This window comes from Mycobacterium sp. AZCC_0083, from assembly GCF_014202335.1.
GTDB lineage: Bacteria > Actinomycetota > Actinomycetes > Mycobacteriales > Mycobacteriaceae > Mycobacterium.
The window spans coordinates 124104-147489 of sequence record NZ_JACHGP010000014.1 but is presented as its reverse complement, the minus strand read 5'-3'; the positions used below and the strand labels follow the sequence as shown (position 1 = coordinate 147489).

Here is a 23386-nt window from a genome sequence, read left to right as displayed (position 1 = left end):
CGATTCCTTTCACTTGCTAGCGAAGACTTCGGGGTGACGTGTCAGCTGCAGTCGGGTACGGCGGATGTGGCCGAACAGCACGCGCTCGGCCTCGTCGGGATCGTTCTCCCGGATCGCCGCCACCAGCATGTGGTGTTCGTCGTGCACGATCCGGTTGCTGTCGTCGTCCAGTAACCGGGTGAAGGCACGGCGGTAGTGCTGGGTGGCGTTCCACAGCCGTTCGACCGTTGGGCGCAGAAACGTCGTCTCCGCCGCGCGATAGCTGCCGAGATGGAACTCCCGGTCCAACGCCAGGAAGTGCTCGGTATCGCGGGTGTTGCTCATCTCCTCGGCCAGCTCGCCGAGGCGGTCGACGTCGGCAGGCGTGAGATGGGGCAGGCTGTAGCGCAACAGAAGCGGCTCGATCCGCTCGCGGACTTGGTACAGCTCGGCGCACTCGTCGGCACTCAGGCGTGCGATCCACGCGCCGGCGTTGGCCACCGTCGTGACGAGGCCCTCGGACTCCAGGGTCCGCAGCGCCTCCCGGATCGGCACGCGGCTGGCCCCGTACTGCGCGGCGAGTTCCTCTTGGCGCAGCCGGGTACCTGGCGGATGGGCGCCGTGCAAGATGGCCGCGCGCAGTTCGTCAGCGACACGTGCTCCGGTGACACCGTCACGCACCTGGGGTTGCGCCATCCTGGCTCCGATCGGTGTTAGGGCTTCACTGCGCCGGGGTGTTCGGGTTCCACAACAGCACCGCGGCGTCCTTCTCGTATTCTTTCCCGCGAGGGAAGCTCACCAGCTCGAACTGCATGCCCCAGGGACTGAGAAAGTACACCCATCGCTGGCCTGCGCTGGCATTGCTGCTGGCCGTCGGTTCGCCAAGTACCCGAATGCCTTCGGCGCGAAGGTATTCGACAGCGGCGTCGATGTCGTGGACGTAGAGAGCGAGGTGGTGGCCGCCGATATCGCTGTTGCGCGGGATGGGCGCCGCGGCCTCCGCAGGCTCGTACTCGAACACCTCGAAGTTGGCTCCCGTGCCGCATCGGTAGAAGTGCAGCCGTCGCATCACGGTGCGCGGGTGGACGTTGAGATGTTCGCGCATCCAGTCGTCATCGTGCGCGTAAGGGCCGAGCGTGTAGACGTGCGTGCAACCCAGAACCCGCACGAAGAAGTCGTGGGCTTCTTCGAGATCGGGCACGGTGAAGCCGACGTGATCAGTACCGACCAGACCTGGCAGCGCCATACAACCTCCCGCTAGTGGATCCAATGCCGCCACAATAGTCCAGATTTCTGCATTTTTGTAGCAAATACTGGCCAAAGTGGATCCAATCGGCGTACGTTGACTGAGACCGCCGCCAGTGCCACCGATCGCTCGCGGTCAACGGAAGTAGGGGACATGCCACGCGAACAACGCCTCGAGACCGGCTCCGCCTGGATCGAACTGTCGACCACCGCCGAGGACTGGAAAGCCGCATCGCCACAGCTTCTCGGCACCATGCTCGCCGAGTTGCATCTCATCCGCGCCTTCGAGGAATCCGTCCTGGAGTTGGCAGGCGAAGGACTGGTGCATGGCCCGGCACACTCGAGCATCGGGCAGGAAGGCGGCGCGGTTGGATCCATCGTCGGCCTTCGCTCCACCGACGCCGTCAACGGATCACACCGCGGTCACCACCAGTTCCTCGCCAAGGCCCTGACGCACGTCACGGGCGGTGTGATCGATCCCGCCGCAGCGGTGTCCCCCAAGATCCAGCGGGTGCTGCAACGGACGTTGGCCGAGATCCTCGGGCTGGCCCAGGGCTACTGTCACGGCCGCGGCGGATCCATGCACCTGCAGTGGTTCGAAGCAGGCGCCCTTGGCACCAACGCGATCGTCGGTGGCGGCGTGCCGATGGGCGCGGGCAACGCCTGGGCCCAAAAACACAGTGGTACCAGCGATCTCACCATCAGCTACTTCGGTGACGGAGCCAGCCAGATTGGCTCCGTGCTCGAGACGATGAACCTCGCCGCAGCATGGAAGCTGCCGTTCTGCTTCTTCATCGAGAACAACCTGTACGCCGTGTCCACCCGGGTCGAAGAGATCACCGCCGATCCTCGGCTGTCGGTGCGAGGCCAGGGATTCGGCATTCCTTGCTGGCGCGTCGACGGCATGGACCCGTTGGCCGTGCACCTGGCCACGGAGCAGGCGGCCGAACGGATGCGCAGCGGTGAGGGGCCCGCAGTCATCGAAGTCGAGGTCTACCGGTTCTTCCACCAGAACGGGCCCTATCCCGGCAGTGCGTTCGGGTACCGCGACAAGGAGGAGGAGGCGCACTGGCGCTCTCGTGATCCGCTCGACCGGGTCGCGCGCGAGATGATCGCGCTCGGCTTGATCGACGAGGCGGGGGTGGCGTCGGTGCGCAGCCAGGCGCAGGCTGCGATGACGGCCGCCACGGCCGAGCTGCTCGAGGACGACCCCGACAATGCAGGCAAGCGTCGCATACGTCCAGAACTGTGGCCCGATCCCGGCTTCGTCGACGTCGGGATGCGCGGTGATGCAAGCGAGCTCGGATCACTCACCACCCTGGAACCGACGAAACACGAAGGTCCATGGCGCTCGGTGAAATTCGTCGATGCCGTGGCCGGCGTCATGGACCGCCGGATGGCCTGTGACGATCGCATCGTGGTGTTCGGCGAGGACGTCCACCATCTGAACGGCGGCACCAACGGTGCCACGAAGGGCCTGGCGAAGTACGGCGAGAGCCGGTTGGTGGGGACCCCCATCAGTGAGAACGCGTTCAGCGGCATCGGCGGCGGAATGGCACTCGACGGCCGATTCCGGCCGGTTGTCGAGTTCATGTACCCCGACTTCATGTGGGTGGCCGCCGACCAGGTGTTCAACCAGATCGGCAAGGCGCGGCACATGTTCGGAGGTGACAACCCGGTGCCGTTCGTGCTGCGCACCAAGGTTGCGATGGGCGCGGGCTACGGGTCTCAGCACCTGATGGACCCTGCGGGCATCTTCGTGACCAGCCCTGGTTGGCGGATCGTCGCGCCATCGACGGCCGCCGACTACGTCGGGCTGATGAACGCCGCTCTGGCCCTACAGGATCCGGTCCTCGTCATCGAGCACATCGACCTCTACGGCATCGCCGACAAGGTCCCCGAGGGCGATCTCGACTACGTCATCCCGCCGGGCAGTGCCGCCATCCGGCGGGCAGGCTCCGAGGTCACCGTGATCAGCTACCTGTCGATGGTGAACCACTGCCTCGAGGCGATCGAGGCGACCGACGTCGACGCCGAACTGATCGATCTTCGGTGGCTGGACCGCGCATCAATCGACTGGGACACCATCACCGCCAGCGTCCGAAAGACCAACGCGGTCTTGATCGTCGAACAGGGCGCGCGTGGCAGCTCGTACGGTGGCTGGCTGGCCGACGAGATTCAGCGCAGGCTCTTCGACTGGTTGGACCAGCCCGTCGAACGGGTGTCAGGTACGGAGGCGTCACCGAGCATCTCCAGGGTGCTCGAACGCGCCGCCATCGCCAGGACCGAGGAAGTCGTCGCCGGTCTGGAGAAAGTCCGTGCAGCAATGGGTGTGCGCTGATGGCCACCGTCGTGCGGATGCCCGAGGTGCTGGCCAATGCAGGCGAGGCCGTCATTCAGACCTGGCTCGTGTCAGTGGGACAGGAGATCGCCATTGGTGACCCGCTCGCCGAGATCGAAACCGAGAAGGCCGTCGTCGAATACGTCTCGGAAGTGGACGGGATCGTGGCCCGGCTGATCGCCGAACCGGGCTCGACGATAGCAGTGGGAGAGCCCATCGCCGTGGTGTTGGCGCCAGGCGAGACCGATGCGGACATCGATACCGCCGCGCACAACGGCGTCGCAGTGTCCCCCACACCTGAGCCCGAACTCGCCACCGTTGGTGTCGCCGAGCCCGCCTCGGTGGCCAATGGGCGGCGACTGTTCGCCACCCCGTTGGTGCGAAAGCTTGCGCGCGAACGTGGAATCGAGCTCGAGAGCGTGAACGGCACCGGCCCCGGTGGGCGGATCGTGCGGCGTGATCTGGAACGGCTGCCGCTCGCTGAACCCACCCCCACACCGCAACCGCTGCGCACTGCGGCCGCCGTCGAATCAAACCGACCGGCAACGGGTTTCACGGATGTTCCACTCACGCCGATGCGCAAGGCCATCGCACGCCGTCTCACTGAAAGCAAGACGACGGTGCCGCACTTCTACGTCACCGCGGATTGCCGGGTCGACGAACTGCTCGAGTTGCGGCGTAACGTCAATGCGGCCGCCGCACTCAAGGTGTCGCTCAACGACTTCATCTTGAAAGCGGTTGCCGGGGCCCTGATCGAGGTACCCGACGCCAACGCGATCTGGAATGGCGACTCGATCCGCCGCTACGAGGGCGCCGACATCGCGGTGGCCGTAGCAGTGGACGGCGGCCTTCTGACGCCGGTGCTGCGCGACGTGCACACCGCGTCGCTGTCCACAATAGCCACTCAGACATCCGATCTCGCTCGGCGCGCCAGGGACGGGCGGCTCCAACAGCACGAGCTCGAAGGTGGCAGCTTCTCGGTGTCCAACCTCGGGATGTTCGGCGTCACGGAGTTCTCCGCGATCCTGAACCCGCCACAGTCCGGCATCCTCGCCGTCGGCGGTGCCATCCAGCGGCCCGTCGTCGTCGATGGCGAACTGAGGGTGGGCACGATCATGACCGTAACGCTGTCGGCCGATCACCGGGTCATCGACGGTGCGGTGGCCGCGACGTGGATGGCGGCCTTCGTCAGGCGCATCGAGAATCCGTTGACCGTGCTGATCTGAACGCGCAGAACGTGATCCGGCCCCGAGCCGGTCACAATGCACGAACACAACGACGACGAAGCGGCCGCCATCACGTTGATGGCGGCCGCTCGTACGTGCGCTGGGCTCAGTACTTGTTGGCGATGACGAGTTCCTGTGCCGGGAACAGCGTCAGGATCCGCGGCCCATCGGCGGTAACGACCACTTCTTCCTCGATGCGTGCGGCCGAATAACCGTCCGAGGCAGGGCAATACGTCTCGAGAGCGAAGACCATGCCCTCCTTGAGCTCGATCGGCTCGGTCATCGAGTTCAGCCGCGAGATGATCGGGCGCTCGTGCAGGCCCAGGCCGAGGCCGTGCCCGAATTGCAGTCCGAACGCGGCGAGTTCGTTGTCGAAGCCGAACTCGGTCGCCTTCGGCCAGACGGCGGCCACCTCGTCGGTGCCGACGCCGGGCCGGACCATGTCGATTGATGCGTCCATCCATTCGCGGGCCTTGGTGTAGGCGTCGTGCTGGCTGGAGGTCGCGCTGCCGACGTTGAACGTGCGGTAGTAGCACGTGCGATAGCCGTTGAAGCTGTGGATGATGTCGAAGAAGGCTTGATCCCCCGGCCGGATGAGCCGGTCGGTGAAGTTGTGCGGGTGGGGATTACACCGCTCCCCGCTGATCGCGTTGACGGCCTCCACCTGATCCGAACCCATCGCGTAGAGCCGCTGATTCACCAGCGCGACGATCTCGTTCTCCCGGATCCCGGGCTTGAGTGCCTCGAAGACGTCCTGATAGACCCCGTCGACCATCGCGGCCGCCTGGGTGAGCAGCATGATCTCGTCGGCGGATTTGATCTCCCGCGCGTCGAGCATGCGCTGCTGGCAGTCGACGACGTTCAAACCTTGCCGCTGCATCTCGAACAGGAATGCGGGCTCGACGATGTCGAGCCCGACCGGGGCGTCGCTCAGGCCGGCGTCCTCGAGGATTCCCTTGATCTCGCGGATGGCCGACACCATCAGGCCTGCCGACGGCGCGACGGCACCCCGCATGCCGAGCATGCCGGGGCGGCAGTTCTCGTCGGGCAGCCAGTTCGAGTAGAGCTTGTGATGGCGTACCGCAGAACCGAAGTCCCACAACCAAGGATCGTCGGCCGTACGCGTGAGCAACGCGTACCGCGTCATCTTGTCGCCGAGCGCGCCACCGATCCAGGTCTGGGTCGTGTAGCGGATGTTGTAGAAGTCGAACAGCAGGAACGCACCGCACTCACTGGCCTCCAGCGCCGCCTTCGCTCGACCGAGCCGGTAGTTGCGGAGCCTGGCGAAGTCGACGCGTTCTTCGTAGTCGACACCCATGTGGCCGGGCGCCGGAAGCGGTCGCGAGTCACTCATCCGCGGGGATTCCCAGGCCGTCGTCGACGTCGGCCTCTTCGGAGACCAACTCCACTCCCGAGCGCCTGGCCTGCTCCAGCAGCAAGGTCGCGAAGTCCTCGCTGGTGTAGCCGGCACCGACCGCCGACGACACCATTTCGGCGGTCACCGCGGCGACGGGCATCGGCACGCCGTACTCGCGGGCGGCTTCGAGTCCGAGGTCGAAGTCCTTGCGCAACAACACGTTCGTGAACGTGGGCGTGAAGTCGAGGTTCACCAAGGCAGGCGACTTGTACCGGGTGAAGACCGATCCCATGACTGAGTTGTTGAGGAATTCCAGGAACGCCTGCCGGCTGGTGCCCCCCTGCTCGGCGAGCACGGTGATCTCGGCGAGCGACTGCGCGACCACGCCGAGGAAGACGTTGTGGCAGATCTTGACGAGTCGGGCGACTTCGCCTTCACCGACGTAGGTGACGCCCCGGCCGAGAGGGCGCAGCAGGTGCTCGGTGCTCTCGTAGGCCTCCCGCGGACCCGAGACCGCGAGGGTGAGCTTGCCCGACCTGACCACCTTCGGGTTGCCGCTGACCGGCGCGGCCAGAAACGCGGTCCCCTTGGCGGCGGCCAGGCCGCGGATCTTCTCCGAGATGGCCGCCGAGACGGTCGAGCAGTCGATGATGATCTGGGGTGAGTCGTCCGCGGTGAGAAGCCCGTCCTCGCCGACGATCACGTGCTCGAGATCGTCGGATGCGGCAACCATGACGAAGACGACGTCGCGATCGGCGAGTTGTGCTGGGGTGTCGACCAGCTTCGCGCCCCGCGCGGCCAGTGGCTCCGCCTTGGACCGGGTGCGGTTGTACACCGACACGTCGTGACCGGCATCCAACAGGCGTTCGATGAGCGCGTAGCCCATGCGTCCGGCGCCGATCCACCCAACGCTCTTGCTCTTGTCGTTGATTTCCATTGACTCTCCCGGCTCGACTGCAATCGGTTGCAATCCTGCCGTGCGGTCTGGCTCAAGTCAACACCGCAGCATGTGCGGGTTTCATGAAGGATTCGTCGCACCAGGGACGAGCCGCAGGTAGCGAACGGTTGCAGACGCTTGCAGCGACCAGGGGCAGAGCGCTAAGAGCCCTCAGCGGGGACGAGGCGCTGGCACCGGACCGGTCGAGGACCGGACGACCATCGTCAGTGGCAAGAGCAGTGAACGCGGATGGCGGTCGGGGTCATTGAGCACTTCGAGCAGCAATCGGGCCGCTTCGGCGCCGATCTCGTAATGCGGGATGCGCACGGTCGTCATGGGCGGTGAGACCTTGTCCATGAACGGCATGTCATTGAATCCGACCACGCTGATGTCGTCCGGGCAGCGCAGGCCGCGTTCGGAAAGGGCGTCGTAGACGCCAAGGGCAAGCAGGTCGTTACCCGCCAGCACCGCGGTGAACTCGGGACCAGAGTCCAACAGAGTCCGCATTGCCTTCGCACCCGCCTGCTCGGACCATTCGTCGCAGATAACCGTCCGCGTGCTCTCGGCAGGGAGTTGAAGTTCCTCCAGGCTGGACAGGAATGCGCGACGCCGGGTCACGCCGGTCGACAGGTCCTGCGGCCCCGCGAGATGCACGATCTTGGTGTGGCCCAGATCGACGAGATGCTGCATCGCCAGTGCCACACCTGCCGCGTCGTCGGAGGTGACCGATGGGATGTCGGCGCCGTTGGTTCGGCGGTTGACCAGCACCATGGGTGTCGACGCGGCAGCGAGTTCCTCGAGCAACGGGTGCTTCAAATGCGCGGTCGCGAACACGAAGCCCTCGACGTTGCGCTGACGGAACGATTCGACCGCCGTCTTCTCCACGTCGGGTCGGTTGTCGGTGTTGACGATCCACGCGTTGTAGCCGATGGTGCGTAGCACGTCCTCGACTCCCCGCACGATGGGCGGGAAGAGCGGGTTGGTCAGGTCGGGGATCACCAGCCCGATGCTGGCCGAGCGAGATGTCTTGAGGCTACGGGCGATTGGGTTGGGCGAGTAGCCCATCTCGGCAGCGACCTTCTTGATTCGGGCAGCCGTTTCGACGTTGACCAAACTCTCGGTCTGCTGGTTCAAGGCGCGCGAAGCAGTGGCCGGATGGACGCCGGCCATGACCGCAACCTCACGCAGCGTGGCTCTGTGCACTGACCCCCACTCCCCTCCTCGACTGCAATCGGATGCAGCGTCCCGTCAATGATGGCGTGACCCCCGCGCACGTGCAATATACCCAGACCACTCGCAGGTGAACGATGGGCCGGCGCGGCAGCTCACGTGTGTCGGCCCGTGCCAAGGCCTGCAGTTGCCAGCACCGTGTGCCAGGTGGACGCCACCACGTCGAGATCCGGGCTCGGGCTGTGCCGACGTCTGAGGTTGATAAGGGTGTCGATCGACGGCTCGTCAACGCGTCCATCGGTGATCAAACCGTGGGTGGGATCCAGCAGGCAGTCGAGGTGCGCCTGGGCTTGCGGCTGCGCCAACCCGAGCAATCGTCCTGCAGCCTCGAGCACCTCCCCATGCAACTGACCGGCGACGACGTCACGAGCGGTGTCGATCACCACCTCTGCGAGACGTTCTCGCGGACCGGTGATTTCGGGGTCGTCGGCGGACATCGCCGCCATGACGGTGCCGAGATAGGGACCGACGTCCGCGACCGTACTCACAACACGGCACCCGGCTGCGATCGCCCGCAGCTCGTTGCCTGCATTGAGGACCGTGGCCGCGCACGCTCCCTGCGCCAGCGCCGCAGCGCGCCGAGGGGTCGATCCCAATGACTCGATCGTATATCCGTCCTTGCCGAGGCCTGCGCTCTCCAGGAGGGCGAACGCGACGAACGCGAACCCCGACCCCGGCACGTCGACCCCGACGACACGGCCACGGACGTCCGCGACGTCCGTCACCGACGGCGCGAGGCACAACGACAGCCCGAGTCCCCGGTCAACGCCGGCGAGAATCTCCACCGGTAGGTTGCGCTGGAGTGGATTCGCGCTCAGGAACCGATAGGCGAGAACGTTGTCCGGGCTCGTCATGACCACGTCGAACTCACCGGCGTCGAGCGATCGGAATTGAGCAGGCGACGAGGGCACCGGGGTCTCGGTGACGTCGAGTTCGGCGCGGTCCAATCGCCCGGTGGAGCGGGCGACGTCGATCAACAGCGACGGCGTGAACGTTCCGATGCGTAGCTGAGCGCGGGTCATGACCACATGCTGCCATAGCTGCAATCGTTTGTAGAGAGTCTTGTTGATTGCCCACGTGGTGGGTTCCTAGCGGGCCTCCGACCTTTTCTTCGAGTGCCCATTGACATGACCCACGTCACATCGCAGGATGGAGCAAACGATTGCAGTAACAATGCGAGTGCAGAGATAGAGGTTGCGATCTTCATGAGTCAGGCCGTTCCATCGGTGACCCAACGCCCGCGACCGAGCGCCGACGACGCACCGACTACCCAGCCACCACTGATCGACATTCGCGGCGTCAGTGCCGGATACGAGAACAAGCGGCAGAAGACACGGCTCATCGCCCTTCGGGACGTGAACTTGGACGTGCAGCGCGGCGAATTCCTCGCCATCGTCGGCCCGTCCGGCTGCGGCAAGACCACGCTGATCAACATGATCGCCGGATTCATGAAACCCCTCGAGGGCACGATCCGGGTCCATGGGGAGCTCGTTCACGGACCAGGCGCCGACCGGGCCATGGTGTTCCAGGACTATGCGGTGCTGCCATGGCGCACGGTGTACAAGAACGTCATGTTCGCGCTGGAGAACCGGCACCCCCGCCCCTCCAAGGAGGTATCGGCGGAGCGCATCGCCCATGCCCTCGAACTCGTCGGCCTGACCGGATTCGAGAAGTCCTATCCGTACGAGCTATCTGGCGGAATGCGTCAACGGGTCGGGATCGCAAGAGCATTGGTATCGGAGCCGGAGATCCTGTTGATGGACGAACCGTTCGGTGCCGTCGACGCCATGACGCGCGAGGCGATGCAGGCGGAGTTCGAGAAGATCATCGCCCACACGGGCCAGACCGTCTTCTTCATCACCCACTCGATCGACGAGGCCCTGACGCTGGCCGATCGGGTGGTCATCGTGTCCAACCGACCGGGCCGGGTCAAGGAGATCCTCGACGTCGACCTGCCAAGACCCCGCTTCGACGAGGGCGTGCGGCGAAGCGAACGCTTCGGCCAATTGCGCGAACACATTTGGAACCAGCTCCAGGCCGAGGCACTGGGCGCGAAGGCGGGAGGGGACCGATGAGCGCGGGCACACTGCCGACGACGAAGCCAGGAGCCGACTCGAACTCGGTCACCGAGGCCATCACGCGCAGCAGATGGGCGCCGTTCCGGAGCTTCTTCATCACGGTGATCAACCTGACGCTGTTCTTCGTGATCTGGCAGCTGGTCGCACTGTCGGAAGTCATCAACCCGTTGTTCTTCCCCAAGGCCACCGACATGTTCTCGGCGCTCTACCACGGCTTCGTCGACGGCATCATCGGTCCGGAATTGCTCCACAGCGTGCAGAACTTCACGGTCGGCATGTTGATCAGCGCCGCGATCGGCATCCCGCTCGGGCTGTTGATGGGCGGCGTGCGGATCGTCGACCTGATCCTGTCCCCCTACGTGTGGGCGATGACGGCGTTGCCGCGCGTCGCGCTCATCCCCCTTCTGATTCTCGTTCTGGGCTTTGGCAATTCGATGCAGCTCACGATCATCGTGCTGTCGGCGGTCTTCCCGATCATGGTCAACTGCATGGAAGGGGTGAAGACCGTCGATCCGTCGCTGGTGCGCGCCGGTCGCGTCTTCGGTACCAGCGAGGCGCAGCTGTACCTCAAGGTGATCCTGCCGTTCACGCTTCCGTTCGTCGTCAGTGGCATCAATCAAGGCATTGCCCGTGGACTGGTCGGGATGCTCATCGGGGAGTTGCTCGGCGGCGGCGGAAAGGGGCTCGGATTCCTGCTCGACCGAGCGGGCGACCAGTTCGATGCGCCAATGATGTACGCCACCTTGGTGCTGCTCGCGGTCCTCTCGGTGGGGCTGGTGCAGGGAATGCGATGGATCGAACGCCGGGCCGCACCCTGGCGCGACTTCTCGCGTGCGTAGACACCCAAAAGATTTCCCCGACTTCACAACAAGGAGAAGTGCATGAGGAAAAGCAAACGATTGCTCGCATTGCTCGGCGTGGGTTTGACGTTCGCGATGGTGCTCACGGGTTGCGGTGGGGGCGCGAGTAGCGGTGGCGGTCAGGCGACCAGTACTCCGACCAACGCAGACGAGATCGATGGCAAGATCGACACGTCGAAGGTGAAGAAGTCGCTCACCGTCGCCGTGGACAACCCGTACTACCTCTTCCACGAGGACATCCTGGTAGCGCAGGACAAGGGCTACTTCAAGGAAGTCGGCATCGACAACGTCGAGATCATCACCGTCGAGGATCCGCTGCCTGCGCTCATCGGAGGATCGGTGGACTTCGCGCTGTACGACACCGACACCACCATCGCGGCGGCGAACAAGTCGAAGTCGGGAGTGCGGTACCTGTCGCCCTACCTCGGCGGTGAGGCGAACATCCTCGGCGTGCACGAAGGCATCAACACCGCTGCCGACCTCAAGGGCAAGACCATCACCGGCGGACAATTCGGCAGCCGCAACGACTTCCTGATTCGAAAGCTTCTCAAGGACAACGGTCTCAACCCCGATACGGACGTCCAACTGGTGAGCACGGGAGGTCAGTCCAACGAGCGTCTGCAGAACCTGATCGCAGGCACGGTCGACGGCGCCAGCCTGCAGCTCCGACACAAGGCACTTATCGAGAAAGCGGGTGGCAAGTTCCTGTTCCAGGAGCTGGGACGGGCACCGCAGAACGGTTGGGCCGCCAACAAGATCCTGACCGAGAGCCCCGAGACCGCAGCCGCGTTCCTGACTGCGACGCTGAAGGCACGCCAGTTCATCAACGACATGAAGAACAAGGACGCGGTGCTTGACCTGATGGCCTCCAAGGGTTTCGACCTCCCGCAGCCGTACCGCGATGCGTACGCCGATGAGCAGAACGCCAACTACCACACCGGCGACGGAGGCTTCGACGTCAAGGACATGGATCAGTTCGTCAACGAGCAGATGGATCTGAAGGTGATCCCACCGGGAACCAATTGGCACGACTACGTCGACCTGGTCCCGCTGTGGCGCGCGCAGAAGGCGCTTGGCCTGCCCTTGCGGCCCAACCCCGCCGACTTGACCAAGTGACGACGGAAACCGCCTCGGCCCAAGGTCTTCGGCTCCTCGGCCAGCACGACCTCGACGGACGTGGCGACGGCATGCAGATCATGCGTCATGGCGACGCACTGTACGTCGGACACGCCGGGACCAGCGGGGCAGGCACGTCGATCCTCGACGTGTCCGCCCCGGATCGTCCACAACTGGTGTCGCAGTGGGACGCGCCCGCCAATACCCACACCCACAAGGTGCAGGTCGCAGATGGGCTCTTGCTGGTCAACCACGAGCGGTTCCCGTACCGGCCCAAGAAGCCGTTGGGCCCGCACTCGGCCGGTGTCGCGGTCTACCGGATCGACGAACCGTTCGAGCCGAAGCAGGTCGGGTTCTGGGAGTCCGGGGGCAAGGGCGTCCACCGCATCGTCTGGGAAGGCGGACGCTACGCCCACATGTCCGGTGCGCCAGACGGATTCACCGACCGCATCTGGATGACCATCGACCTGATCGAGCCCGAGAAGCCCGTGCTCGCCAGTCGGTGGTGGTGGCCTGGGCAGTCGAGCGGCGGGGGCGAGACCGCCGACTGGCCCGACGGTCATCGGGTCGCGGCGCACCACGGGCTCGTCGAGGGCAAGTACACCTATCTGGGTTATGACGACGCGAATCTGGTCGTGCTCGACACGTCCGATCCGACGACCCCCCGGGAGGTGTCACGCCTGCAGTGGGGAGGTGGGGCGACCCACACCTGTATGCCGCTGATCGGTCGCGGACTGCTCGTCGTCACCGACGAACAGCAACACGACGGCCCGCACGGCGAGGAGCGACGGATACACCTGATCGACATCGCGGACCCGTCGGCACCGCGATACCTGCGGACGCTGCCCGCTCCGGGAAAGCCGTACGACGAACTCCCCCAACGCTACGGACCCCACAACCTGCACGAGAACCGGGACGGGTCCTACCGCAGTGATCGGCTGGTGTTCGCAACCTACTTCAGCGCCGGCCTACGGGTGTACGACGTGTCGGATCCGCAGAATCCGCGGGAGGTCGCGCACTGGGTGAGCGAGGCACCGGCAGGTTCGGCCGTGCCGCAGTCCAACGATCTGTTCGTCGACGAGCACGGCCTCATCTGGGTCACCGACCGCGGCACCGGCGGGGTCTTCTGTCTGGAACCGCTGCCGGAACTGGCCGATCTGATGACCCAGGCGGCTTCGTGAGCGGAGCCCCACCCGGCTTCACCTCCGACGGTGTCGAATTCATCGGGTACCACGATGTCGGCGGCAAGCCCGTGTTCAAGCTGGCCATGCAGGTCGTCGACAAACGCTGGTACCTGTATGCCAGCCACTTCTGGGAACCTCGGCTGTCGATCTTCGACGTCTCCGACCCCACCGACCCCCACCTCGTCGGCGCGATCGAGGGACCCGACCATGCCGCGACCTGGCAGGTGCAGGTCGCCGACGGGCTCCTGGTCCAGGGCATGGAGCATCGTCCGCAGGCCTGGGGAGGCGATCCCGCCCTCAACGCCGCCGAGGGCATCCGGTTGTTCGACGTCAGCGATCCTGTGACGCCGAAGTTGTTGAGCGAGTGGCACACCGGTGAGCATGGTGTGCATCGCAATCACTTCACCGGTGGCCGCTACGTCCACGTGACGGCGAGCCGCCGCGGGTTCGACGGCAACATCTACGTGATCCTCGACATCGCCGATCCGCGGCGTCCCGAGGAGGTGGCGATGTGGTTCCTCCCGGACCAGTACGTGGCCGCCGGCGGAGCCTGCAATTCAACTCGAGCAGGGGCCACCCCGCCGCGGCGCATCTCGTTGCACGGACCGCCGTACGTCCTCGGGGATCGCGCCTACCTCAGCTACGGGGCCGCTGGAGTCGTCATCCTCGACATCTCCGACATCCAGCGACCGAGGCTCATCTCTCGGCTGGACATCGGGGCCGCCTTCTCCAGCATGATCGCGACGCACACCGTCGTCCCCCTGCCGTCGCGAAACCTGTTGCTGGTCAATACCGAAGCCATCGCGGAACGGCAGCAGGAGCCGTACAACTTCGCGGGCATCGTCGACGTCAGCGATGAGCAGAACCCGCGCCTGATGTCGCTGCTGCCGATCCCCTCGCCTGCTGCGGGTGCTGGGTATCCGAACTTCAGCACGCGCGGCGGCCGGTTCGGTCCGCACAATCAGCACCATCCACAAGGGCCCGAGCTCCTCGCCGACGACGACCTGATGTTCATGACGTGGTTCAACGCGGGGCTGCGGGTCTACGACATCAGCGACGCGTATCTACCGCGTGAGATCGCCTGGTACCTACCGGATGACCCCACCGAGCGGCGTGGCCTGCTGCCGAAGACGTTGGTCACGCAGTCCGAGGACGTCCTGGTCGATGCGCGCGGCAACATCTACTTCTCCGACAAGAACCACGGCCTGCACATCGTTCGGCTGACCGGACGCTGAGCGGTCAGGGCACCGACATCGGCGCCGACAGCCCGAGGTCGGCGAGCACCGTCCGTGCGGTGTTGCGCCCCGGCCGCCCCGACACCGAACCACCGGGGTGCGACGTCGAGCCGGTCAGGTAGAGGCCGGGGACGTCGGTGCGATAGTCGAGCCAGCCAGGGATGACGGTGCCGTCGTCCATCGCGAACTCGCCGCCATGACACGATCCGCCGATGTTCGACAGATTGTGCGCAGCAAGCGATGTGGGCGATTCGGGTCTGATGGCCAGGATGTCCGCGCCCTCGATCCCGTCGATGTGGCGGCGTGCGATGTCCAGAAGCACCTGCGCGTACGCCATCGCATCGGCATCCGACCACGCGCCACCGTCGTGGAGCATCGGCGCCGCGGTCAGGAACTTGAACGTGCCGCCCGGTGCCCGGTCTGGATCGACCGCCGTCGACGACATCATCAGCAGCCACGGGTCCTCGATCTCGATGCGCCCTGACGACAGTCCCTCGACCTGGCGCACCAGCCCTTCCGGGCTGCCGAGTCCCCCTGCGGCCGACGTGATGGATCCGCTCCCCGATCGGTAGCGAGCGTCGGCACGAAGCGCGAAATGCACGGCGAACAAGGGAATCCCCGGGCGCCAGCAGCGTGCGGCCTCGTCAGCGACCGTCGATGCGGTGTTGAGCATTGCGGGTAGTTCGCGTAGATGGCTGCCTGCGACGACGGCCCTGCCTGCTCTGAACTCGCGCCCGTCATCGGTGCGCACCCCGACACAGCGCCCCTCCTCCACCAGGACCGACCGCACCCATGCCGACGTCTCGACCGCACCGCCGTGGTCGGTGATGTGGGCCGCCAGAGCATTCGGCAACGCGCCAGAGCCTCCGACGGGGGTCGCCCAGCCGTAGGCCAGGCGGCCGGCCATGATCGCGGCGGGCAGCGCACCGGTACCTGGTCGCTGCGGCGGCTGGATCGTGGCGAAGCTCATCCAGGCCATTACCCTGCGCGACACCGGATGCTGGAACGTCGAGGCGATGACGTCCCACGCGCTGCGCTGCCGCAGCTGTTCGTAACTGCGCGACCAGGATTCGTCGGGCAACGGAAGCCCAGCAGACACGTACGCATGCGCGACCCGCTGGCCGGCGCTCCAGTCCTCGATCATCGTGACGAGCGCGTCGGCGTCGGCGCGAGAGTAACGGGCGAACTCCGCGGCGGTGTCGGCCAAGTTCGGGTGGACCGTCAGCAGGTCGCCGTCGGGCAGCGGGAAGGCCACTGCCGGGTCGGTGACGATGTACTTCAGCCCATAGCGTGCGATCAACCCGAGTTCGTCGTCGCGGATCAGCGGGTTCGACTGCAGCACGACGTGGGCCGTCGAGCACGAGTCGTGATGCCAGCCCGGCAGTGTGAGCTCTTCGGTCACCGTGTTGCCACCGATCACGTCGCGACCTTCGAGCACGGTTACGGACAAACCGGCCTCGGCCAGGTATGCCGCGCAGACCAGCGCGTTGTGCCCGCCGCCCACCACGATGACGTCGCTGACCGCCGAGGCTGGAGCCACTTTCGTCCTTCCGTCGATACATCGCTGCTGCTACGGTAGACGCTGACCGCAATCGTTTGCAATAGCCGGATCGAAGGGGACTCGAGCATGGACGAATACGTCGCATCCGCCCGTTCGCACTGGGGTCCCCGGTTCACCGCCAACGGTGTACCCGCGGCCGACTTCGATCGCGTGATGGCCGGGCTGCAATCCTGGGACGACTGGTGTACCGCCTGGTCGGCCGCGGCGAGCGTGCACGAGGCACTCGGACTCGAGGCGCTCGAAGACGGCCGACTTCGCTCCGCGGGCGCACACCTGAGCACCGCGGCCGTCGTGTATCACTTCGCGAAGTTCGTCTACGTCCGCGATCTCGAGCAGATGCGTACCGCTCACCAATCGGCCGTGCGCTGCCTCGACGCCGCACTGCCGCACCTAGACCCGCCCGGTGAGCGGATCGAGATGCCGTTCGAGGGCTCCACGATGTACGGGATTCTGCGCAAACCCGAAGGCCCATCGCCTCATCCGACCGTGATCTGCGTGCCGGGCCTTGATTCGACCAAGGAGGAACTACGCGCGACCGAGCAGCTCTTCCTCGAACGCGGCCTCGCCACGTTCAGCGTGGACGGCCCCGGGCAGGGCGAAGCCGAATACGACCTGCCGATCCGCGCGGACTGGGAGGTGCCCGGCCGGGTCTTCGTCGACACGCTCATCGCCCGCGACGACGTCGACGCCGACCGCATCGGGGTATGGGGCGTGAGCCTCGGCGGCTACTACGCACCCCGATTCGCCAGCGGCGACGACCGGATCAAGGCGTGCGTGAGCCTTTGTGGCCCATACACTTTCGGTGAGAACTGGGACGTCCTACCGCCACTGACACGCGAGACGTTCATGGTCCGGTCACGCTCGAAGAACGAGGACGACGCCCGCGCCTTGGCGCTCACGCTCACCATGACCGGTCGGACGTCGTCCGTGCGGTGCCCGACGCTGGTCATCGCGGGTAAGAAGGACCGGCTGATCCCGTGGCAGCAGGCCGAGCGGCTGCACCACGAGGTGGCCGGAAGCGACTTCCTGGCACTGGAGGACGGCAACCACGGCTGCGCCAACGTGCTTGCCGCACACCGGTATCGCACGGCGGACTGGATGGCGGCTCGCCTCAAGGCGTGACCGCTCAGGACTGCGCGTCGATGGCTGCGACGATGTTGTCGGGTGTGAACGGCAGCGTCCGTACCCGCACGCCGAGGGCATCGGCCAGAGCATTACCGATCGCCCCAGGCACCGGTCCCTGAGTCGCCTCGCCTGCGCCGAGCGGCGGCTCGTCGGGACGGTGCAACAGGTGCACCTCGACCTGGGGCACCTGGTCGAATCGCGCGATCGGGTAGGACTCCCAGTCGGTGCTGGTGACCGAGTGCCTGTCGAACCGGACCTGTTCGAACAAGGCCCAACTGGTCGCCTGGATGGCGCCGCCCTCGACCTGGTTGCGAACCCCATCGAGGTTCACGGCCTGGCCGACGTCGACGGCGATGGTCAGTCGGGTGACGCGCAACCGGTCGGTCGCCTCCACGTCGGCGACGACGGCGCAGTACGAGCTTCGATTCTTGTAGCGGCAGAACGCCACACCGCGACCCCGCCCCTCGGCGAGCGGCGCTCCCCACCCGGCTGCGTCGGCGGCGGTGCTGAGCACCTCGCGTGCGCGGGGGTCCGACAGGTGGGCGAGCCGCATCTCCAGCGGGTCGCGCCCGATCGCCAGGGCCAGCTCGTCGATCGCGGACTCCACGGCGAACGTGTTGAGGTTGCTTCCCAGCGAACGCAGCGACGACGTGCGGATCGGCATCGTCAGCAGCCGGTGGGCTGTCACGTCGACTCTCGCGAAGTCGTAGTACGGGTCGGCATTTCGCTGCGAGCCGTATCCTCGATCGGCAGGTGGGTCCACTGCTGGAGGGAGCATCGGGACGCCTGCGCGGTGCGCATCGGCCAGCAGTACGTGGCGCGGTGCATATCCCGGGCGCGACATGTGTCCGTTGCTCCACAGTTCGTAGGACCAGTCGGTGATCGTGCCGTGCTCGTCGACGCTGGCGGTGACGTCGGCGACCATGGCCGCGCCGAACGGTCCCCACGACAATTCGTCGGCGCGGCTCCAGAGCACCCGCACGTGCGTGCCGGGCATCCGGGTGGCGAGCAATGCGGCATCCATCGCAACGTCGTCGGCAGCGTTGTGGCCGTAGGCGCCTGCGCCCTCGACGTGCTGCACGACGACCGCTTCCGGACTCAGATCCAGGGCCGCCGCGATCGCACGGCCCAATGTGAACACACCTTGGCTGTGGCACCACACCGCGAGGCGTCCGTCGTCGTAATGCGCGACGGCACAGCTGGGCCCGATCGACGCGTGCGCGAGGTAGGGCCTCGAGTAGGTGGCGACCACGGTTGGCGCGTCGCCATGCCGAGCGCCGTCGGTGCGGACGTGACTCGTCTCGGCATCGGCAGTTCGCAACCAGCCCTCGAGGTCCTGCGGGTCGGGCAGCTCGATGCCCTCCGACCACGATGCCGCGACTGCCAGCGCAGCGGCCGCCTGCGTGGCCTGACCCTCGCGACGGGCAATGACGGCGAGGAAGTCGCCATCGCGCACGACCTGCTCGACACCGGGCATCGACGAAACATGTTCCGCGGGAGCATCTTCGAGGTGTGCGCCAGGGCCAGGCGGGCGCACGACTCTGGCGTGCAGCATGCCGTCGAACTCCAGGTCGTGGATGAAGCGTGGACGGCCAAGCACCTTGTCGGGCAGGTCGATACGAGCCAGGTCCTTCGATGCCGGAGAGGCGAGCTCGACGTCGAGGGTTGGGTCGCCGACCCGGACGTTCAGGTCGACGACGCCGGAAAGCTCGCCATATGACGCGATCCGGCTGCCGTCGGGACCAACGAACGCACCGGACACAAGCCGGACGTCGGCGACGTTCAATTCGGCCTTGCGCGCGGCCGCGCGACGGAACAGCTCGCGCGTCTCCGCGCACACGCGCCGCACCGCCGCCCCGGAGACCGTGATCGACAGGCTGCCTGCGGTGTATCCCTCGTCGGGTGACGTGACGGTGTTGGCAGCGGCAGCCGTGACGGTCTCGGGCGCAACGTCGAGTTCGTGGGCTGCGAGCTGAGTCAGCGCGGTGAGGATCCCCTGCCCGAGCTCGACCTTGCCGACCCGCAGCCCCATGGTTCCGTCGGCGGCGACGGTCAGCCACGTCGAGATCCACGGGTTGGTGATGAGCGACGGGGGCAGCTGGGTAGTCACGTTTCGGAACCTGCCGCCGCGAGCACGGCATCGACGAACCGCCCGTGTGTCCCGCAGCGGCACAGGTTGCGTTCCAATGCCGCTGAGACCTCGTCGCGGGTCGGCCGGGGATTGTCGCGCAGCAGCGCGGCGGCGCTCATGATGATCCCTGCGATGCAGTAGCCGCACTGCCCGGCCTGCAACTCGAGGAACGCGGACTGCAGCGGGTGCAGGGCGCCTGCACGGCCGAGGCCGGCCAGCGTCCGAACTTCACCGCGGACGTACTCGACGGGGGTATCGCACGACGGCGTCGGATGACCTTCGATCAAGACGATGCACGCCCCGCACTGGCCGAGCCCGCAGCCGAACTTCGGTGACTTGTCGCCGATGTCGTTGCGCAGCACCTCCAGCAGGGACGTGTCCGCGGGAACGTCGACGTCGTACTCCCGGCCATTGACCGTCAGTGTGAACGAAGCCACGTCGCCGTTGTATCAGGCTTGGCTGGTGGCAGCCCAGTAATGGGGGTCCGCCTTGCTGACGACCAGCTCCTCGGCCGTCTCGAAGCCGGGGGCCATCGACGCGGTGGTGCCTGCCATGTACTGATGATGGTCGATGCCGAGCAGCCGGATCCAGCTCTGCTGGCCGAAGGTCAGCGCGATGCAGCAACCCAGCTCGACGAGCTCCTGCTCGGAGAAGTGGGTGTGCAGCCGGGCCCAGAGCCCGTCGAGGTCTTGGCTGCCCCAGGCGATGGCCTCGGCGTACGCGAGCGCCGCCTTCTGGCGGTCGTCGTACAGGTCGGAGGTCTCGAAGTTGAGGAGTTGGTCGTACTGCTGCTCCTGCAGGCCCGCCGTTGTGGCCTTCTCCGATCGCTGGTTGCCGCAGAACTCGCACTTGACGGTCCTGGAGATGTACACCCGGCACAGGTCCTTGATCGCGTGATCGACTACGCCACTATGGAACTGGGACTGCCAACTGTCGGCGAAGGCCCAGAAGGCCTGCGGTGAATGAGCGCGGACAGCGGAGCTCTCGGGCCGCGGTGTGCCGTGCTTGGCACAACGCTCCATCTCCGCCTTCATGCGCTCGTCCATCAGCTCCAAGGGTACGTAACTGATCGCCGGGCTCATTGTCGCTCCTCGTTTCTGCAATCGATTGTCGCCAGTATGTGCCCGATCAGCTCGGAGCGTCAAGGTTCGATGACGTTGGCGCGCAGGCTCAGCCGCCGAGATGCTTGTCGAGGAACTCGATTACCCCGTCGATCGCGCGTTCCTGCACGTCATCGACCTCGACCGTGCCGTCGGCGCGGGTGATCGGGAAGATGTAGCCGTGCAGCGGATGGTCCCAGGAGACCCACGTGGCGTCCTTCCCGCTGGCGTCCAACAGGTCGTAGCTCAGCCGGAAGATGCCCTGCAGGTGGTCGTCGTCGCGGCCCATCACCAGCACGGGTAGCGAGATGGGCGCGATTCGCTCGAGCGCGAGCGGCTCGTTGATCCGCGAGCGTACGAACGCGGTATCGCGCATCTGCATCTCCTCGATGTTTCGCAGCTCGGTCTCCGGGTTCATGAAGGCCGAGTCGTCCGGGGTCAGATCGAGGAATTCGTGATTGGCGGGCTCGCAGGCGACCCCGGCCTTGAGCCGGCTGTCGTACTGCGACGCGATCTTGAACAGCATCTCGCCTGCATGGCTCACTCCGACGTGGCCGAGTCGCTGGGGGTCGATCTGCGGGTGCTTGGCCACGTGGTCGAGGATGGCGATTTCGTCCTCGAACTCCAGCGGCGAACGGTTCATCAAGTCCATGCCCTGCCGCTGGTCCACGACGAGGTGTCCGCCGTTGTGGAAACCGAGTTCGACCTCGGTCCGGTACCGGCCCCACGCGCAGGCGTAACCCGCGTCGAGAAGGCGCTCCATCATGTAGCCGTGGGTCTTGACCCGTCGGCGCAGCCAGTCAAGACCGCCGCCGCCGTTGCCGTATGCGAGGAACACGAAGGGCAGGTCAGTGGCATCCTCCGACGGCAGCCGAAGGGCGTAGGGCGCGTACAGGCCGTCCCAGGTCTCGGCCAGGTGATACGTGACCGGGCGCGACGAGCCCTCTACGGGTTCGGTGATCGCCGGATAGCCCTGTGCGGACATTGCGCCACTCCAATCGCTTGCTGCAACCGATTGCACCGTAGCACCCCTCGCGATTTGTGCACATGCAGTAGCGCTCATCGCAACCCAGCGTGCACAAATCGCAGAGAAGGGGTGGGAGGGGGTTAGTTGCGGGTGGAGCGGATCAGATCGGCGGCCTTCTCGCCGATCAGCACCGACGGCGCGTGGGTGTGGCCGCGGATGATCGTCGGCATCACCGACGCGTCGGCCACCCGCAGCCCGTCTACGCCTCGGACCCGCAACTGCGGATCCACCACGCTGTCGTCGTCGGAGCCCATCCGGCACGTGCCTACCGGGTGATAGAGCGTGTGCGACAACGTGTTCAGTGCGTGCTCGAGTGTCTCCTCGTTGAGCTCGCGCGCACCGGCAGGCCGGGCGATGCCACCGAGAATGGTTCGCATCGTTGGCGATTCGGCGATCCTTGCGGTGATCCGCAGCCCCTCCATGAGCGCCGCGCGATCCTCGCCTGCGTCGTCGGAGAGATACCGCGGATCGATGATCGGTTTGGCCAACGGATCCGCCGATGCGAGCGAGATCGTGCCAGTGCTCTTGGGTTTCAACAGAATCGGACCCATCACGACGGCGTGGCCGGTATATGGCTCACCGATGCCCTCGTCGAAGAACGGGGCAGGGGCGAAGATCAGCTCGAGATCCGGGAGCGCCAAATCCGGCCGGCTGCGCACGAACCCGTAGGCCTCGCCGACGTTCGACGTGAGCATGCCACGGCGCCGGGCAAGGTAGTTGACCAGTTGCAGGGGCTTCTCCGCGGCGAACAGGGTTTGACAGTCGGCGTCGAAGCCGAGCGGGACCACCAGGTGGTCGAGCAAGTTCGCGCCAACCTCCGGTGCGTGGTGCACCGACTCGATACCGTGCTCTGCGAGTTGGTCGCGGTCGCCGACACCCGACAGCATCAGCAGTTGCGGCGTATTGATGGCGCCTGCGCACAGCAGCACCTCGCGACGGGCCCTGACCACCTGGCGCCGGCCGTCGGTGTCGATTTCGACGCCAACGGCGCGGTTGCCGTCGAAGAGCACCCGCGTCACGTGCGCGTCGGTGAACAACCTCAGGTTCTGCCGGCGCAACGCCGGCTTGAGGTACGCGTCGGCAGTGCTCCACCGCGCTCCCCTGCGCTGCGTCACCAGAGTTTGGGAAAACCCTTCCGGCGACGGCAGATTCGGCGCCTCAACGTGATGACCCTGTTCCTCGACGGCGGACAGAAAGGCTGCGGTCGAACTGCACGGGCTGCGCTGCGCCGACACGACGAGTGGCCCCTGCTCGATCCGCGTGAAGTACTTCTCGATGCCGGCGAACGACCAGTCCGCGCTGGCCCGCTCGCCCCACTCGTCGTAGTCCGCGGCGAACCCGCGCACCCACATCATGGCGTTCATCGACGACGAGCCGCCGAGCGTCTTGCCGCGGGGCCAGTAGATCTGGCGGCCGTCGAGTTGCTTCTGCGGCTCGGTCAGGTAGTTCCAGTCGACCGGGCCACCGAAGAGCTTGGCGAAGGCGGCAGGGATGTGGATGAACTTGTCCTTGTCGGGCGGCCCGGCCTCCACGACCGCCACCCGTACGCCCGGCACGGCACTGAGTCGACTGGCAAGTACCGAGCCGGCCGAGCCGGTACCCACAACGATGTAGTCCGCGTCCACGTCGCGTGAGTGTAGGAGGCCTAGCGCCG

20 protein-coding genes are annotated in these 23386 nt (G+C 66.0%); 8 read left to right on the top strand and 12 right to left on the bottom strand.

The window, feature by feature from the left end; translation table 11 throughout:
- Positions 1-9 precede the first annotated feature (9 nt).
- A complete protein-coding gene (locus HNP02_RS30395; RefSeq protein ID WP_184444352.1) occupies positions 10-675 on the bottom strand; it encodes a GntR family transcriptional regulator in 666 nt (221 codons plus the stop codon).
- Between the two features lie 25 nt (positions 676-700).
- Positions 701-1225, bottom strand: a complete 525-nt coding sequence (locus HNP02_RS30390; RefSeq protein ID WP_184444351.1) for a VOC family protein — start codon at positions 1223-1225, stop codon at positions 701-703.
- 153 nt (positions 1226-1378) lie between these two features.
- Here HNP02_RS30390 and HNP02_RS30385 point away from each other — a divergent pair, with 153 nt between their 5' ends.
- The gene (locus HNP02_RS30385; RefSeq protein ID WP_184444350.1) at positions 1379-3565 is read left to right on the top strand and encodes a thiamine pyrophosphate-dependent enzyme; all 2187 of its coding nucleotides are present in this window, start codon (positions 1379-1381) and stop codon (positions 3563-3565) included.
- Positions 3565-4791, top strand: coding sequence for a dihydrolipoamide acetyltransferase family protein (locus tag HNP02_RS30380; RefSeq protein WP_184444349.1), 1227 nt, complete (start codon positions 3565-3567; stop codon positions 4789-4791). The genes HNP02_RS30385 and HNP02_RS30380 overlap by 1 nt, the downstream gene beginning before the upstream one ends.
- 106 nt (positions 4792-4897) lie before the next feature.
- Here HNP02_RS30380 and HNP02_RS30375 read toward each other — a convergent pair whose 3' ends face one another.
- From HNP02_RS30375 to HNP02_RS30360, 4 genes are all read right to left on the bottom strand, one after another.
- Positions 4898-6145 (bottom strand): Xaa-Pro peptidase family protein, encoded by a 1248-nt coding sequence (locus HNP02_RS30375; protein ID WP_184444348.1) that lies wholly within the window; start codon positions 6143-6145, stop codon positions 4898-4900.
- Positions 6138-7085, bottom strand: coding sequence for an NAD(P)-dependent oxidoreductase (locus HNP02_RS30370; protein WP_184444347.1), 948 nt, complete (start codon positions 7083-7085; stop codon positions 6138-6140). Before HNP02_RS30370 ends, HNP02_RS30375 begins: the two co-directional genes overlap by 8 nt.
- A 171-nt stretch (positions 7086-7256) precedes the next feature.
- Positions 7257-8288, bottom strand: a complete 1032-nt coding sequence (locus HNP02_RS30365) for a LacI family DNA-binding transcriptional regulator (protein ID WP_184444346.1) — start codon at positions 8286-8288, stop codon at positions 7257-7259.
- Between the two features lie 122 nt (positions 8289-8410).
- Positions 8411-9337 (bottom strand): hypothetical protein, encoded by a 927-nt coding sequence (locus HNP02_RS30360; RefSeq protein ID WP_184444345.1) that lies wholly within the window; start codon positions 9335-9337, stop codon positions 8411-8413.
- A 183-nt stretch (positions 9338-9520) separates the two neighbouring features.
- On the opposite strand from HNP02_RS30360, the gene HNP02_RS30355 reads away from it, so the two are divergent.
- From HNP02_RS30355 to HNP02_RS30335, 5 genes are read left to right on the top strand one after another with little or no spacing between them, the layout of a single operon-like run.
- The gene (locus HNP02_RS30355; protein WP_184444344.1) at positions 9521-10390 is read left to right on the top strand and encodes an ABC transporter ATP-binding protein; all 870 of its coding nucleotides are present in this window, start codon (positions 9521-9523) and stop codon (positions 10388-10390) included.
- Positions 10387-11232 (top strand): ABC transporter permease, encoded by an 846-nt coding sequence (locus tag HNP02_RS30350; RefSeq protein ID WP_184444343.1) that lies wholly within the window; start codon positions 10387-10389, stop codon positions 11230-11232. The genes HNP02_RS30355 and HNP02_RS30350 overlap by 4 nt, the downstream gene beginning before the upstream one ends.
- A gap of 42 nt (positions 11233-11274) precedes the next feature.
- Positions 11275-12369, top strand: coding sequence for an ABC transporter substrate-binding protein (locus HNP02_RS30345; protein ID WP_184444342.1), 1095 nt, complete (start codon positions 11275-11277; stop codon positions 12367-12369).
- A complete protein-coding gene (locus HNP02_RS43845; RefSeq protein WP_184444341.1) occupies positions 12366-13550 on the top strand; it encodes an LVIVD repeat-containing protein in 1185 nt (394 codons plus the stop codon). The genes HNP02_RS30345 and HNP02_RS43845 overlap by 4 nt, the downstream gene beginning before the upstream one ends.
- Positions 13547-14788, top strand: coding sequence for an LVIVD repeat-containing protein (locus tag HNP02_RS30335; protein WP_184444340.1), 1242 nt, complete (start codon positions 13547-13549; stop codon positions 14786-14788). Before HNP02_RS43845 ends, HNP02_RS30335 begins: the two co-directional genes overlap by 4 nt.
- Positions 14789-14792: 4 nt before the next feature.
- Here HNP02_RS30335 and HNP02_RS30330 read toward each other — a convergent pair whose 3' ends face one another.
- Complete coding sequence (locus HNP02_RS30330) at positions 14793-16328, bottom strand: NAD(P)/FAD-dependent oxidoreductase (protein ID WP_184444339.1); 1536 nt, start codon at positions 16326-16328, stop codon at positions 14793-14795.
- Positions 16329-16415: 87 nt separating this feature from the next.
- On the opposite strand from HNP02_RS30330, the gene HNP02_RS30325 reads away from it, so the two are divergent.
- Positions 16416-17471, top strand: coding sequence for a S9 family peptidase (locus tag HNP02_RS30325; RefSeq protein WP_184444338.1), 1056 nt, complete (start codon positions 16416-16418; stop codon positions 17469-17471).
- Positions 17472-17475: 4 nt separating this feature from the next.
- On the opposite strand, the gene HNP02_RS30320 is transcribed toward HNP02_RS30325, so the two are convergent.
- The 5 genes from HNP02_RS30320 to HNP02_RS30300 form a co-directional block, all read right to left on the bottom strand.
- Positions 17476-19584: a molybdopterin cofactor-binding domain-containing protein gene (locus tag HNP02_RS30320; protein ID WP_221318206.1), complete on the bottom strand. Its 2109-nt coding sequence runs from the start codon at positions 19582-19584 to the stop codon at positions 17476-17478.
- On the bottom strand, positions 19581-20042 hold the full coding sequence (locus HNP02_RS30315) for a (2Fe-2S)-binding protein (protein WP_184444337.1): 462 nt from the start codon (positions 20040-20042) through the stop codon (positions 19581-19583). Before HNP02_RS30315 ends, HNP02_RS30320 begins: the two co-directional genes overlap by 4 nt.
- Positions 20043-20054: 12 nt before the next feature.
- The gene (locus HNP02_RS30310) at positions 20055-20687 is read right to left on the bottom strand and encodes a carboxymuconolactone decarboxylase family protein (protein ID WP_184444336.1); all 633 of its coding nucleotides are present in this window, start codon (positions 20685-20687) and stop codon (positions 20055-20057) included.
- Positions 20688-20775: 88 nt separating this feature from the next.
- Positions 20776-21690, bottom strand: a complete 915-nt coding sequence (locus tag HNP02_RS30305; RefSeq protein ID WP_184444335.1) for a S9 family peptidase — start codon at positions 21688-21690, stop codon at positions 20776-20778.
- 122 nt (positions 21691-21812) lie between these two features.
- Positions 21813-23357 (bottom strand): GMC family oxidoreductase, encoded by a 1545-nt coding sequence (locus HNP02_RS30300; RefSeq protein ID WP_184444334.1) that lies wholly within the window; start codon positions 23355-23357, stop codon positions 21813-21815.
- Between the last annotated feature and the right edge of the window lie 29 nt (positions 23358-23386).

Coding starts and splice junctions, on each gene's coding strand:
- HNP02_RS30370 (WP_184444347.1), bottom strand. CDS start 7,085: ATGGAAATCAACGACAAGAGCAAGAGCGTTGGGTGGATCGGCGCCGGA.
- HNP02_RS30390 (WP_184444351.1), bottom strand. CDS start 1,225: ATGGCGCTGCCAGGTCTGGTCGGTACTGATCACGTCGGCTTCACCGTG.
- HNP02_RS30305 (WP_184444335.1), bottom strand. CDS start 21,690: ATGTCCGCACAGGGCTATCCGGCGATCACCGAACCCGTAGAGGGCTCG.
- HNP02_RS30395 (WP_184444352.1), bottom strand. CDS start 675: ATGGCGCAACCCCAGGTGCGTGACGGTGTCACCGGAGCACGTGTCGCT.
- HNP02_RS30385 (WP_184444350.1), top strand. CDS start 1,379: ATGCCACGCGAACAACGCCTCGAGACCGGCTCCGCCTGGATCGAACTG.
- HNP02_RS30380 (WP_184444349.1), top strand. CDS start 3,565: ATGGCCACCGTCGTGCGGATGCCCGAGGTGCTGGCCAATGCAGGCGAG.
- HNP02_RS30355 (WP_184444344.1), top strand. CDS start 9,521: ATGAGTCAGGCCGTTCCATCGGTGACCCAACGCCCGCGACCGAGCGCC.
- HNP02_RS30325 (WP_184444338.1), top strand. CDS start 16,416: ATGGACGAATACGTCGCATCCGCCCGTTCGCACTGGGGTCCCCGGTTC.
- HNP02_RS30345 (WP_184444342.1), top strand. CDS start 11,275: ATGAGGAAAAGCAAACGATTGCTCGCATTGCTCGGCGTGGGTTTGACG.
- HNP02_RS30375 (WP_184444348.1), bottom strand. CDS start 6,145: ATGAGTGACTCGCGACCGCTTCCGGCGCCCGGCCACATGGGTGTCGAC.
- HNP02_RS30360 (WP_184444345.1), bottom strand. CDS start 9,337: ATGACCCGCGCTCAGCTACGCATCGGAACGTTCACGCCGTCGCTGTTG.
- HNP02_RS30310 (WP_184444336.1), bottom strand. CDS start 20,687: ATGAGCCCGGCGATCAGTTACGTACCCTTGGAGCTGATGGACGAGCGC.
- HNP02_RS30350 (WP_184444343.1), top strand. CDS start 10,387: ATGAGCGCGGGCACACTGCCGACGACGAAGCCAGGAGCCGACTCGAAC.